The sequence below is a fragment of the Nocardia sp. NPDC059177 genome (assembly GCF_042755165.1).
Lineage (GTDB): Bacteria > Actinomycetota > Actinomycetes > Mycobacteriales > Mycobacteriaceae > Nocardia.
Map to the genome: position 1 here is coordinate 134,874 of NZ_JBHZBX010000002.1, position 13,587 is coordinate 148,460.

Here is a 13,587-nt window from a genome sequence, read left to right on the forward strand (position 1 = left end):
CTGCCTCACAAATGCACTTGCAGATGCGAGGTCACGCCCGGTCGAGGGTGTTGTCCACAGGTGCCAGCCACTGCGCGGCCGGATCGGGGAGCGCAGGCGCGGCGGCGGACCTGGCATCGCGCTCCTCGGCGACTCGCCTGCCGATGCCGAAGACATAGACCAGGAACAGCGCCTCGGCGGCGAAGCCGAACGCGATCCGCACCGGGGCGGGCAGCGGGCTCGGTGTCACGAACCCCTCGAGCAGGCCACACACCAGCAGTACGACGACCAGTCCCAGCGCCACGGTGGCGGTCGCCCGGCCCTGGTGTGCCATCGCGGCCGCCCTGCTGCGCCGTCCCGGGTCGACCAGCGTCCAGCCCAGCTTCAACCCCACCCCGCCCGCGACGAACAGCGCGGTGAGCTCGAGGGTGCCGTGCGGGAGGATGAAGCCGAAGAACGAGTCGAGCCGGCCCGCGTCGGCCATCAATCCACCGGTTATCCCCAGATTCAGCGCGTTCATGAACATTGCGTACACAGCCGGGAGGATCAGTACACCGGTGAACAACGCGATCGCCGACACCCACGAATTGTGGGTCCACACCTGTGCGGCGAAGGCGTCGTTGGGGTGTTCGGAGTAGTAGGTCTCGAACGAACCCCCAGGTCCAGTGATTGTGGACAGGTCGCCCTCGGGTATCCCCAGGGCCGCGCGGGTCGCCCGCGATCTGTCCACAAGCACGCCGATGACCCCCGCCACCCCCAGGAAGATCACCGTTGTCCCCACCCACCACGGCCACGCTCTATACACAGCCTCGGGAAAATGGTGGGTGAAGAACCGGCCGACCTCGCGCCACGGCTGCGACCGCGCGGCGAGCACCCGTCCGCGCGCCCGGGCCAGCAGCCCGCTGAGCCCGGCGACCAGCTCCGGATCGGGATGATGGCCCTGCACCTTCGCCAGCTGCTGGGACGTCGCGCGGTACAGCGCGACCAGTTCGTCGGCCTCGGCACCGGTCAGCTTGCGCTGGCGGACCAGCTGATCGAGCCGAACCCACGACCGTTGACGCGCCCAGCTGTAGGCATCGGTGTCCATATCGGGAATGCTAGCCACATGGCCGAATTCACCACCGGCGAAGCGGTGGCGCTGGAACTGCCCATCGCGCGCATCCCCAGCCGCGCGGGCGCGTTCCTGCTCGACCTGATGCTGCAGTTGTTTCTCGCGTTCACGCTCGGCTACCTGGGGGTGATCGTGCTGACCGCGGCCGATGCCGACTCGGCGTGGTTCTCGGTGCTCGGCGTCGTGACGATCGTGACCGTGCTGGTCGGCTACCCGGTGTGCAGCGAGACCCTCTCGCGCGGGCGCTCGCTGGGCAAGGCCGCCTTCGGCCTGCGGGTGGTGCGCGCCGACGCGGGCCCGATCGACTTCCGGCACGCGCTCACCCGCGGGCTGGCCGGGGCGATGGTGGATTTCTGGATGCTGGGGGCCTTCGGCGCGGTCGCGGTGATCACCTCGCTGTGCTCACGCGAGGGCAGGCGGGTGGGCGACGTGCTGGCCGGCACGGTAGTTGTGCACACCCGCCAGACCCTGCCGCGACCGGCGCTCGCCGTCGCCCCGCCCTGGCTGACCGGCTGGGCCGCCCAGCTCGATCCGGGTGCGGTCTCCGACGAGCTGGCCGCGGCCATGCGCCAGTACCTGTCCCGGCTGTCCACCCTCACCCCGCCCGCGCAGCACCACCTGGGGACAACTCTCGTCGAGGCGGTGTGCCGGGCGATGCGGTGCGCGCCGCCGGCGGGTTATCCCCCGTATCACGTCCTCGGCGCGGTTCTGGCTCGGCGCCAACAACTTTCGCGCGGGTGAACCTGTGGATGAATTCACCCTGTGGACAACCTGTTGGCGAATCGGTGCATGAACTGTGAGTGACGGTGGACAACTTCGGTTGTCCCCAACTCACAGCGACCCGGACTGCTTCAGTTCCAGGTACTCGTCGGCCAACGCCTCCGGCAGCCGATCCGGCGCCGCGGTCACCACCGCGACCCCGCGGCGGCGCAGCGATTCCTGCACCACCGCGCGTTCTGCCAGCACCGATTCGGCGGCCGCGGCTTTGTACACAGCCTCGGCGGTGGTGCGGTCACGGGCGGCCGCGGCGATCTCGGGATCGGTCACCGAGACGATCAACACCCGGTGGCGCTGGGTGAGCGTCGGCAGCGCGGGCAGCAGATGCTCGCTGACGGTCGGCGCGTCCAGACCGGTGAACCAGACGATCAGCGCGCGCCTGCGCACCCGCGAGATCACCGTGCGGACCAGCCCGGCCGTATCGCTGTCCACAAGCTGTGCGGTGACGCCGGCCAGGGTGTGCATAAGTTTCAGCGGCAGCTGATTGCCGCCCACGCCACTGACCTCGGCGCGCACCGCGCGGTCATAGGCCAGCAGATCGACGGTGTCGCCGGCCGCCGCGGCCAGCCCACCGAGCAGCAGCGCCGCCTCGATCGCGGCATCGAGCCGGGTACCCTCGCCCACCCGCCCGGCACTCGCGCGCCCGGTGTCGAGCACCATCATCATGTGGCGGTTGCGTTCCGGCCGCCAGGTGCGCACCAGCACGTCGGTCGCGCGGGCGGTCGCGCGCCAGTCGATACTGCGCACATCGTCGCCGGCCACGTACTCGCGGAACGAATCGAACTCGGTGCCCTGCCCGCGCGTATTGGCGACATTGCGGCCCTCGAGATGGTGCAGCCGCTTCACTTTCGAGCGCAGCAACCGCTCGCTGCGGAACGCGGGCAGCGCGCGCACCCGGGCAGGCACCCGCACGCGCCGTTGCCGGCCGGCCAGGCCGAGCGGGCCGAGCAGCCGCAGCGTGATCGGGCCCGCGACACGGTCACCGCGAAAGCTCGGAGTCAGGCTGGTACGCAACCGGATCCGGGTGCGCGGGGCCAGCTCGAGGTGATGGGTGGGCAGCTCGGTGCGGGTACTGTCGGGCCAGGCGTCCCACAGCATGCCGCGCACCGTCGCCGGGCCGGTATTGGTGACCACCAGCTCCACCTCGGTGGCGCGCCCGAGCCGGACCACGGTCAGCGGGTCGCGGGTCAGGGTGAGTGCGTCCGGGCGTGCCGCGAGCGCGACGTCGACCAGCAGCAGCGCGGCCAGCAGGCCGCACGCGCCGAGCACCCCCCACCCCGACGGAACCGCGAACATCACCAGCGCCGCCGCGACCGTCGCGAGCAGCGCGAACCGTCCTGTGACGACCACGTCGCTACACCGGCACCGGCACCGAGACCAGCAACGACGCGAGCACACCCTCGGTGCTCACCCCGTCCAGCTCGGCCTCCGGGCGCAACTGCAGCCGATGCCGCAGCACCGGAACCGCCACCGTCTTCACGTCGTCGGGGGTCACGTAGGCGCGCCCGTTGAGCCAGGCGAAGGCACGCGCGGCAGCCAGCAGCGCGGTCGCGCCACGGGTGGACGCCCCGTGCGCGACGGCGGGGGAGGAGCGGGTGGCGCGGCACAGGTCCACGATGTAGGCCAGCACCTCCGGACTCACCGTCACCTGCGCGATCGCGTTCCTGGCCGCGGCGATGTGCGCGGGCCCGGCGACCGGCCGCAGCCCGGCCGCGCCCAGATCGCGGGGATCGAAACCGCTCGCGTGCCGCTGCAGGATGCGGAACTCGTCGTCGCGCTCGGGCAGCCGGATGTCGACCTTGAACAGGAACCGGTCGAGCTGCGCCTCCGGCAGCGGGTAGGTGCCCTCCTGCTCGATCGGGTTCTGGGTGGCGACCACCACGAACGGGTCGGGCAGCGGCTGCGGCTGCCCGTCGACCGAAACCTGGCGCTCCTCCATCGATTCCAGCAGCGAGGACTGCGTTTTCGGTGGCGTGCGGTTGATTTCGTCGGCCAGCAGCAGATTGGTGAACACCGGGCCGCGGCGGAAGGTGAACTCCGCCGAGTGCGGGTCGTAGATCTGCGAGCCGGTGACATCGCCGGGCATCAGGTCGGGCGTGAACTGCACCCGCGCGTGCTCGAGATCCAGCGAGGTCGCCAGCGCGCGCACCAGCAGCGTCTTCGCCACGCCGGGAACACCTTCCAGCAGCACATGGCCACGGCACAGCAGCGCGAGCACCAGATACAGCACGGCCTGATCGTTGCCGACCACCGCCTTACCGATCTCGGTGCGCAAGGCGGCCAGCGCCGCACCGGCTTCCGCCGCGCTCGGATTCTTCTGCAGGACTGTGTCTTCGGTGATGTCGGTCATCCGATCTCCGTCTCGATCCATTCGAGGTGTGCGGCAACGTAATAGAGGGTGCCCTCGTCGGGCACCTCGCCGAACAGGACAGTGCCGACCTGCTGGGCGGGCACACCGAGGCGGGCGGCCGCGGTGTGGACCAGCTGGTCGTCGGTGAGGTCGCCCAGGCGCGGCCGGATGCGGCGCAGGGTGGCCGCGCGCAGGATCTGCGCCACGTGCCCGACATCGCGGGAGCGGCGGTACAGGCCCGCCTGCCCGGCGAGCAGTTCGTTGGCGGGCACCTCGACCGGGCGCGGTTCGCTGACCAGCGCGCCCCGCCTGCGGCTGCGCCAGGCGACCAGCGCGGCGAAGGCCAGCAGGAACTGCAGGCCGCCGAAGGCGAGCCAGCCCGGCAAGGTGCTGAAGATCGAGTCCTTGCCAGCGCCGAAATCGGGGTCGATGTCCTCGGGCGGATCGGGGACATCGGTCGGCGGCGGGAAATCCGGCGGGGTAGGCGCGTTGGGCGCGCCGCAGGACTGCAACGTCGCGTACAGCAGCAGCGCGATCGCCAGTCCCGCGGCCAGCGCGGCCCAGAACTTCGGGTTGCGCAGCAACGCGGGCAGCGGGGGAAGTTGCCTGCGCTGCTTGGCTTTCCGTTCGGCGATCTCGACTTCGATCGGCTCGGGAGCAGGCGGTGGGGCGGACTGGGAATACCGGTCGGCGTATTCGAGGCGGCGGTACTCGTCCTCGGTCGCGGCCCGGCCGCCATAGACGACCTCGTCGAAACTGCGTGCCGCCGGGTGCAATTCGGTGGAGTGTTCCAGCGGCAGCGCGGTGGTGGCGTCGTCGGCGGTCTCCTGCGCGGTGCGGGAACGGCGGACCGGGAGAGTACCGCCCTGCTCCAGTGCGCGCAGGACCGCGCGGAACCGTTCGCGCAAGGCGTTGTCGTAATCGCGTCGGCTCGCGGCGTGCTCGGCGGCGGCGCGGTGGTCGGCGGCGGCGCCGAGGCGCGGCGGGGGTGGTGGACCGACGATCTGGGGTGAGTCGAGGTCGGCGTCGAAGTGGTTGTCGCTCACCGTTGCTCACCGGGAATCGTGATGTCGAGGCCCTCGCGGACGCAGCGGCGGTCGATATAGCAGACCACGCGGCTGGTCGCCTCGACGATTTCGGCGATCACGACCACCAGCAGCCAACCGCTCACCAGCAATGCGATGAAAGCCCAGCGGTGCGTTCCGGAGAAGTCGGACAGGAAGAACGGGATGCCGAAAGCGGGCACCGCGAGCACGGCGAACAGCAGTCGCTGCAACAGCCACAGGCCCGCGATACGCCACTCCGCGTGCTGGGTCAGCTGCTTGGAACGGGCCACGGCGACACCGAAACCCGCGTGCTCACCCACAATCGCGGGCTCGGTGCCGAACCGGCCCGCGCGGACATACGACAGCCAGATCAAGGCCAGGGGATAGGTGATGATCAGCAAACTGCCGACCACCAGGATCCCGATCCCGAGCAGCGAGAACATCAACTGCGCCACGACCAGGGGACCGGAATGTTGCGCGGCGGTCCGCATTGCCGCGCGCAGACCGAAACGGGTGCCGCGGAAGTCGGCCATGGTCAAGGCGACCGTCGTGCCACGCAGGACCAGCCGGACCAGCCAGACACAGCCGGCGGTCGACAGGATCGCCGCCCACCAGGTGCCGGCGTCGGAGCCGTCGGTGAGATGAGAGACCAGGCCGGTGAACCCCAGGACCACCAGGACGGCCACCGCCAACGCGCTGCCGCCGAGAATCGCCAGGGGGCGGATATGGGCCTGGATCAGGGCGAACGGCTCATCGAGCAATTCGCGGAAAGCCAGGGGGCGGATCGGGACCGTCGGCGGTCGTGCCGGATCTACGCCCGCCCCGACGGCGTCGACCGGTTCTACGGCAGGACGCACGGGGCGAGTCTAGCTGTGAATTGTTGGTGTGCTGGGGGCTGTGTTTGTTGGAGCGCTGGCGCGCTCGAGGTCGCGACCCGGCCGCGACCCGCCGCTGCGCGGCGGATCCCTCCTCGAGGTCGGGATGTGCGGGGCTGGGAGTGCGGGAGGTTGCGGCCTCAAGTAGTGAGGCGGGGCTGGGAGTGCGGGAGGCTGCGGCCTTAAGAGGTGAGTGTGGCTGGGCGCGGGAGGCTGCGGTCTCGGGTCGTGAGGCGTGGCTGGGGCGGGAGGTGGCGGACTCGAGCGGTGGTGGGTGCGGGAGTGCGGCAGGCTGCGGACTCGGCGTTGTCCGTCGGCGGGCTGTGTGGCAGGTGGAACTGGCGTATTCGTGCAATCTGTTGATCGCTGGTCAGAAAACTGACTCGTGGAGGCCGGATTGCACGATTTCGCCAGTCGTTGTGTTGCTGATCGCGGCTTCGGCGGAGACTGCGGAATGGGTGGCTCGGATCAGGAGCGCAGGTCAGGTCATTGAGCACTTGTTGGGCGCGTCGTGGGGTGTGGCTGGGGCGCGGGAGGTGGTGGACTCGAGCGGTGGTGGGGGTGCGGCAGGCTGCGGACTCGAGCGGCGAGATGCGGGTTGATGGGAGTGCGGGAGTTGGGGACTCGGCGTTGGTCCGTCGGCGGCTGTGTGGCAGGTGGAGCTGGCGTATTCGTGCAATCTGTTGATGGCTGGTCAGAAAACTGACTCGTGGAGGCCAGATTGCACGATTTCGCCAGTCCTTGTGCTGCTGATCGGGCGTTGGTGAGGCGGGGTGGTGCGGATCAGGATCGGAGGTCAGGTCTCCAGCGGTGGGGGAGGTGGGGTGTGGACTACTCGGGTTTTTTGGGGAGGGCCAGGTGGGTGGGTTTCAGGCGGCCTCGGAGGGTGACTTCTTCGGCGAGGGTCCAGTGGGTGGATTCGGTGGTGGCGGCGGCGGTGAGGGTGGTGGCGGAGCTGAGGATGCGTTCGTCGTAGTTCTTGGAGAGTTCGCAGAGGCGGGCGGCCTCGTTGACGGCGTCACCGATGACGGTGAATTCGTAGCGGTTGTGGGTGCCGACGTTGCCGGCGACCACGCGGCCCGCGGCGACGCCGATGCCGGCGTGCAGGTCGGAGGCGTCGCGGAGGCGGCGCTGGATGGCGCGGGCGCAGGACAGGGCGGAGCCGGCCAGGTCGTCCAGGGGCGCGGGGGTGCCGAAGACGGCGAGGGCGGCGTCGCCTTCGAATTTGTTGAGCAGGCCGCCGTGGCGTTCCACCTCGTCGACGACGATGTCGAAGAAGCGGTTGAGGATGCCGACGATCTCGGGGGCGGGCAGGGTGGCGGCCATGGTGGTGGAGCCGATGATGTCGATGAACAGGGCGGCGGCCTCGGTTTCGGTGCCGCCGAGGACGGGCTGGGAGGCGATGGCGGCCATCGCGACGTCGTGCCCGACGTGCTTGCCGAACAGGTCCTCGATCATGGCGCGCTCGCGCAGGCCGTGCACCATCCGGTTGAAACCGCTTTGCAGGTCGCCCAATTCGGTGCCGTCGTAGAGGGCGATTTCGGTATCGAGATCACCGCCCTCCACCCGGCGCAGTGCCTGCCGCACGCCCTTGATCGGCGCCACCGTCGCCGCGACGACCTGGGCCATCAGCAGCATCCCGAACAGCAGCGCCGACCCGCCGAGGCTGAGCACGCACACGGCCAGTCTGGCCTTGCTCACCGCCGGATCGGCCAGCGCCCACACCGCGACGACCATCGACAGCGCCACCGGAACACCGACGCCGACCAGCCACGACAGCATGGTCCGGCCGAACACGCCGATGCCGCGGCGGCGGTGCGGGTCGGCTTGCAGCACGCGCGCGGTGACCGGCCGCAGCGCGAATTCCACGATCAGATAGCTGTTGGCGCACACCACGATCCCGGCCGCGCCGATCGAGAGCGCCACCTTGGGGATGAGCGCGGGATCGGCGACGCCGTAGACGATGGTCAGGGTGGCCAGCGCCACGGTCCACAGCACTGCCTGTTGCAGCACCATCCAGCGCGGCGCCGACACGGTGACGGCTTGTTCGTGCGGTGTCGGCACGCGATCCGGGTCGGTGGCCCAGCGCATGGTGCGCAGGCCTGCCACGGTGCCCCACACGGTGCCGATCGCGAGTGCCAGCACCGCGCACAGCGGGGTGAATACGGCGTTGATCAGCAGCAGTTGCCTGGTGAACACGGTCGGGCCGGGCAGTACGAACCCGGCGAGTACCACGATCATCGTGATGCCGATCAGGTTGGCGACCAGCAGTGGCGCGGTCAGCAGCAGTTGCACGCGGACCCGCCGGATCGACGATTTCTCCTCGACCGGCCCGAGCAGCGGCGAGCCCCAGGGGGAGCTGGTCTTCGGTCCGTCGCGCTGAATCACCCTCGAACTGTAAACCGAGTGGTGCGGTGCGCGGTGCGGTGTAGTTCAGGTCACTGCTGAACGTGTACAGCTATATGACCAGTCAGTGGTCTGTTTTCGGGTGCGGTAAACGGTCTTGGCCGTGGGGGGTTGGCACAATCCACGATCGGAGTACATGTGTTCACTGAAAAATCATGGTTCGAGCAGCCGGTCGACGACGGCCCGGTAGCGCGCCGGATCGAGGGGTGGCAGGCCGAGCAGTGCGCGCAGGTAGACCCCGTCGCCGACCAGGCGGATGGTGTCGGCGCGCACGGGGTCGTCGACTTCGGCGTCGAGGCCGTCCGACCAGGCGGTCAGCACCGCGTCGAGAGCCACCTGGACCTCGTCGGGTTCGCTGCCTGCCGAGGCGTCGATGGTGCGCATGGTCGCGAGCAGTGAGCGGTACAGCGTGAGTTCGACGGCGTCGGCCTCGGTGGCCGGGTCGGGTGTCTGCAGGTACCACTCGGCGATCGAGGTGCCCTTGGCCATGGTCTGCGCGAGCTGTTCGCGAGCACGGTCGCCGAGGCGGTGGACCAGGCCGGCGAGCAGCGCGTCCTTGCTCTTGAAGTGATAGAGCAGCCCGCCCTTCGATACGCCGGCCGCCGCGGCGACATTGTCGAGGGTCATCTGGGTCGCGCCGCGTTCGAGCAGCAGTGTCTCGAGGGCGTCGAGGATGCGATCGCGGGTGCCGGGGCTCACGTCTCGTCACTGTACCGGCTGGACGGTTTTCCTGTTACTGTACCGGCTGGACGGTTTACCAAACCCAGAAAGTCGAGAGACCGATGAACACCATCACCGCACCCGCCCCGCCGCGCGCCACCGCGCGCGAGTGGGCAGGCCTCGGTGTCCTGGCCCTCGCCCTGCTGCTGCTCGCCGTCGACGCGACAGTGCTCGACCTGGCCGTGCCCGCGATCAGCGCCGACCTTGCCCCGAGCACACCCCAGCTGCTCTGGATCATCGACGTGTACTCGTTCGTGCTCGCCGGCCTGCTCGTCGTGATGGGCAACCTCGGCGACCGGATCGGCAGGCGCAAACTACTGCTGATCGGCGCTGTCGGCTTCGGCCTCGCCTCGATCATGGCGGCCTGGGCGATCTCGCCCGCGATGCTGATCGCGGCACGCGTGCTGCAAGGTGTCGCCGGCGCCACGCTCATGCCGGCCACGCTGGGCCTGATCCGCTCGATGTTCCAGGACGCGCGGCAGCGCACGCTGGCCATCGGCGTGTGGAGCGCCATGGCCGGTGGCGGCGCGGCGGCCGGTCCGCTGGTCGGCGGCTGGCTGCTCGAGCACTTCTGGTGGGGTTCGGTGTTTCTGGTGAACCTGCCGGTCATGCTGGTGCTGCTGGCCCTCGCGCCATTGCTCATCCCCGAATCGCGCGACCCGAATCCCGGCCGGTTCGACGCGCTCAGCGCGGTGCTGTCGATGTCGGCGCTGGTGCCGGTGGTCTACGCGGTCAAGGAGACCGCGGCGCACGGGCCAGCCCCGGTCCCGCTGCTGGCCGGCCTGGTCGGCGTGCTCGCCGGTGTGCTGTTCGTGCGCAGGCAGCGGCGCCTCGCCGATCCGATGCTCGACCTGCGGTTGTTCGCGCTGCCCCGCTTCCGCGTCGCGGTGTCGTCCAATCTGCTCGCGGTGTTCGCGCTGGCCGGTGTGCTGTTCTTCGGCTCGCAGTACCTGCAGCTGGTGCTCGGCCGCTCGCCGCTGGCGGCGGGTCTGCTGATGCTGCCCGGTCTCGCGGCCAGCGTGTTCGGCTCGCTGGCCGCGGCCTGGCTGGTGCGGCGCTGGCGGGCTGCGGCGGTGCTCGGCGGTGCGCTGGTCGTCACTGCGGTGGGCGCGACGGCTTTCCTCGCGGTCGACGCGGTGCGCGGCGCCGAGGCGTTCGTCCTCGGATTCGTCGGCATCGGCCTCGGTGCGGGCGTGGCCATGACGGTGGCCGCCGACCTGGTCGTCGGCGCCGCACCCGCCGAACGCGCGGGCGCGGCCGCGGCGATCTCGGAAACCGCCTACGAAACGGGCCTCGCCCTCGGCGTCGCCCTGCTCGGCAGCACCGTGATGACCATCTTCCGCCGCGGCCTCGACCTGTCACTGCTCCCCGACGACGCGGTCGCCACCGCCTCCGGCTCGCTCAGCGGCGCCATCGAGGTCGCCCACGAGCTGCCCGCCGCCGTCGCCGAGGAGTTCCTGTCCTCAGCGAACCAGGCCTTCGTCAGCGGCATCCACCTGACGGTGCTCGGCATCGTCGCGGTCCTGCTGTTCGCGGCCTACACGGCGGTCCGCACGAAGGCTACAAACGCCTGACCTGCGACTGGGCCCTGAGGGAAGGCTCCCCTCGGGGCCGATCGTCGGCACGAATCAGATGGCCGCCGTTCCCGGGCGCCGGGTGGGTCCTCGCCCGCTGCTTGCGAAAGCGTGTTCGATCGGCGTCGCTCGAGTAGGTCGGGTGTCAGCGGTGGTAGCCAGCGGATCAGCACGTGGCTGCGAGCGAAGGCGGGGTCGATCGTGCCGCTCATGGACGTCGGCACGAGTCGGATGGCCGCCGTTCCGCGGCGCCGCCTGGACCCTCGCCGGCTGTTCGCGACGGCACGTTCTAATCAGTGTCATTCGCGAAGGCCGGGTCCTCTGGTGGCCGGTGTGTCGGCAGGAGGTCAGCGGGCGGGGGGTAGTTCTCGGGGGCCGTGGGGGCCGGGGAGGGCGTTGGGGTCGTTGGCGGGGAGTTCGGGGTGGACGGCCGCGGTGGGTAGACCCGTGCCCTGGCCGGCCGGGAGGGCGGTGTAGGTCGGGGCGGACGGGTATTGGCGGGGGTCCGGGTGGAAGCGGGGTGATGGTGCGTCGACGACGTTCGAGGCGAGCTGCTGGGCGTAGGGGTACTGGGGTGCCTGCTGCTGGGGGTAGGCGCCGGGTGGGAGGTAGCCCTGGGCCTGCTGGCCTGGCTGGAGCTGGTAGCCGGCGGGCACCGGTGGCTGTTGGGAATCCTGGGTGTCGACGGTGACCTTGCGGGTGCGGCGCAGGGTGAAGGTGACCTCTTCGACCTCCTCGAAGGCCTGGCGGGCAGTGCGCAGCGGGTGGGTCGCCGAGTCGATCGCGTTGGCCACGAACGAGGGCACCAGCGGGCGGATCCAGCGGGCGGCGGTATCGGTGAACGGGACCGTGCCGATGATCGGCAGCTCCAGCCCGCCACCGGTCGGCGGGGGCGTCGGCGCGGGCTGGGCCGCGGGCACCAGGGCACCTGCCTGCGGTGTGTTCGCCGGTGGCAGCGCGTTCGGGAGGTAGCCGGCGGGCAGTTGCGGTGTCACGTTCGGCTCCAGAGACACGGGGTCGTCCTTTCGATGCGGCTCGGCGAATCCGAGCTCGAAACCGCCGATCGCGGCGATGATCCTGGTGCGTTGACGTTCCCGGTCGATCACGGTGTCGGCTTCGACGGCCAGCCGGGTCGCGGTGAGCTCGTGTTCGGCGCGCAGTGCGGCCGCCTCGGTGCGGACCTCGGCCTGTCGCACCGCGATGGCGGCGTCGGCCGCGCGCCGGGCCCGGTCGGCGATCTCCTCGGCGCCGATCCGGCGATCCAGCGCGGTCTCCCCGCGCCACCAGCGCAGCAGCAGCGGCGACAGCGCGAGCAGCACGCCGATCACCAGGATGAGCAGGCGCAGTACGGCGGCGCCCGCGTGCGCGGTGGTGTAGCCGTTCATCGCCAGCCAGCGCGCGCCGATGCCACGGTCGGCCTCGGCGAAGGCGGTGGTGCGGGCGGCGGCGAGGTCAGCGGTCTCGGTGCGGACCGCCTGGTCGAGTTGTTCGGTGCGGCCCTGGGCGGCGGCGAGCTGCTTGCGGGCGTCGTCGAGCATGTCGTTGGCGGTCTGGGCTTCCGGCCCACGTCCGGGTACCCCGGTGATCCGGGTCTGCGGGCATTCCGGGGTGGGGTTGAACTCGCAGCGCGCGATCACCAGCGCGCTGTCGATATCGGCCTGCGCCGTGGTGATACTGACCGCCAGCGCGGCCCGTTCGGCCGTGGCCCGATCCAGCTCACCACGCGCGGCCACCACCACGGGCGCCTGCTCGGCGCTGTCCTGCGCGCGCACATCCAGTTCCCGGTCGACGGTCCCGCCGAGCAACACGGTCGACGCGAGCTCAGCCACCAGCACCCCCGCCGCGATACCGACACCGATCCGGGCTATGCCGCCACGCCGGTCGCCGATCCCAGCCGCGGCGCCATGCTGGTCACTGAGCGGGGCTGCGTTGCCGTGCTGATCGCCGAGCGGGGCTGCGCTGCCGTGCTGATCGCCGAGCGGGCCCGCACCGCCACGCTGGTCACTGAGTAGGGCCGCGCTGCCTCGCTGCTCACCGAGCAGGCCCGCACCGCCACGCTGGTCACTGAGTAGGGCCGCGCTGCCTCGCTGATCGCCGAGCGGGCCCGCACCGCCACGCTGGTCACTGAGCAGGGCCGCGCTGCCTCGCTGACCACCGAGCAGGGCCGCACCACCACGCTGACCACCGAGCAGGGCCGCGATGCCGCGCTGATCGCCGAGTGGGGCAGCGGCCAGCGCCCGGCCGAGTGCGAGCGCACCGGCTGCGCCGAGCAGCGCGAGGACGCCGATCGCGAGCGCGCTGATCCCGTCGGCGGCGGCCAGTGCCGCCACGATGACGAGCCCGGTGGCCACGCCGAACAGCGCCACCGCGGCTCCGGTGACGACATATCCCGCTTGTTCCTGGCTGACGGCCTGCTCGGCACCTGTTTCCGGGGCGCCCCGCCGGGGTGCGGCGAGGCCTCCGCCGAGCCAGGTGAGTGTGCCGGTCATAGGTTCTCCCCGGTTCTCGCGCTCCACGTGGCATGGCGAAACTGTCATGGATTCGTTGTGTCAGCGTGACAGGCCGACAGCCGCCACACCGAGCGCCGAAGGCGTGTTTGTGGTCAGCCTCACAACTGGACGGTTGATACATCGCGTCGCCCCCGGTTTGGTGCGCCGACCTCGGCGTGTCGACGCTGGCGAGCCGTACCGTGCGGTCCGGTACGGCCCCGATGTGTCGAACAACACTGTTCAGATGATTGCTGGAAGTG

Annotated in this window: 10 protein-coding genes; 2 read left to right on the plus strand and 8 right to left on the minus strand. The window is 70.5% G+C overall.

Translation table 11 applies throughout. The features are described from left to right. Positions 1-31: 31 nt before the first annotated feature. Positions 32-1,066, minus strand: a complete 1,035-nt coding sequence (locus ACFXK0_RS03800; RefSeq protein WP_379408190.1) for a stage II sporulation protein M — start codon at positions 1,064-1,066, stop codon at positions 32-34. Between the two features lie 18 nt (positions 1,067-1,084). On the opposite strand from ACFXK0_RS03800, the gene ACFXK0_RS03805 reads away from it, so the two are divergent. Then, positions 1,085-1,831, plus strand: coding sequence for an RDD family protein (locus ACFXK0_RS03805; protein WP_379408191.1), 747 nt, complete (start codon positions 1,085-1,087; stop codon positions 1,829-1,831). Positions 1,832-1,921: 90 nt separating this feature from the next. Here the strand turns inward: ACFXK0_RS03805 and ACFXK0_RS03810 are convergent, their stop codons facing one another. From ACFXK0_RS03810 to ACFXK0_RS03835, 6 genes are all read right to left on the minus strand, one after another. Continuing rightward, positions 1,922-3,217: a DUF58 domain-containing protein gene (locus tag ACFXK0_RS03810; protein ID WP_379408192.1), complete on the minus strand. Its 1,296-nt coding sequence runs from the start codon at positions 3,215-3,217 to the stop codon at positions 1,922-1,924. A gap of 4 nt (positions 3,218-3,221) precedes the next feature. Beyond that, positions 3,222-4,217: an AAA family ATPase gene (locus ACFXK0_RS03815; RefSeq protein ID WP_379408193.1), complete on the minus strand. Its 996-nt coding sequence runs from the start codon at positions 4,215-4,217 to the stop codon at positions 3,222-3,224. Then, positions 4,214-5,263, minus strand: coding sequence for a DUF4129 domain-containing protein (locus ACFXK0_RS03820; RefSeq protein ID WP_379408194.1), 1,050 nt, complete (start codon positions 5,261-5,263; stop codon positions 4,214-4,216). The genes ACFXK0_RS03815 and ACFXK0_RS03820 overlap by 4 nt, the downstream gene beginning before the upstream one ends. Then, the gene (locus tag ACFXK0_RS03825) at positions 5,260-6,120 is read right to left on the minus strand and encodes a hypothetical protein (protein ID WP_379408195.1); all 861 of its coding nucleotides are present in this window, start codon (positions 6,118-6,120) and stop codon (positions 5,260-5,262) included. The genes ACFXK0_RS03820 and ACFXK0_RS03825 overlap by 4 nt, the downstream gene beginning before the upstream one ends. An 849-nt stretch (positions 6,121-6,969) precedes the next feature. Beyond that, positions 6,970-8,526 (minus strand): adenylate/guanylate cyclase domain-containing protein, encoded by a 1,557-nt coding sequence (locus ACFXK0_RS03830; RefSeq protein WP_379408196.1) that lies wholly within the window; start codon positions 8,524-8,526, stop codon positions 6,970-6,972. Between the two features lie 171 nt (positions 8,527-8,697). Next, on the minus strand, positions 8,698-9,243 hold the full coding sequence (locus tag ACFXK0_RS03835) for a TetR/AcrR family transcriptional regulator (protein ID WP_379408197.1): 546 nt from the start codon (positions 9,241-9,243) through the stop codon (positions 8,698-8,700). Between the two features lie 83 nt (positions 9,244-9,326). On the opposite strand from ACFXK0_RS03835, the gene ACFXK0_RS03840 reads away from it, so the two are divergent. Next, positions 9,327-10,838 (plus strand): MFS transporter, encoded by a 1,512-nt coding sequence (locus tag ACFXK0_RS03840; protein WP_379408198.1) that lies wholly within the window; start codon positions 9,327-9,329, stop codon positions 10,836-10,838. A gap of 347 nt (positions 10,839-11,185) precedes the next feature. Here the strand turns inward: ACFXK0_RS03840 and ACFXK0_RS03845 are convergent, their stop codons facing one another. Beyond that, the gene (locus ACFXK0_RS03845) at positions 11,186-13,327 is read right to left on the minus strand and encodes a DUF4407 domain-containing protein (RefSeq protein WP_379408199.1); all 2,142 of its coding nucleotides are present in this window, start codon (positions 13,325-13,327) and stop codon (positions 11,186-11,188) included. Positions 13,328-13,587: the final 260 nt, after the last annotated feature.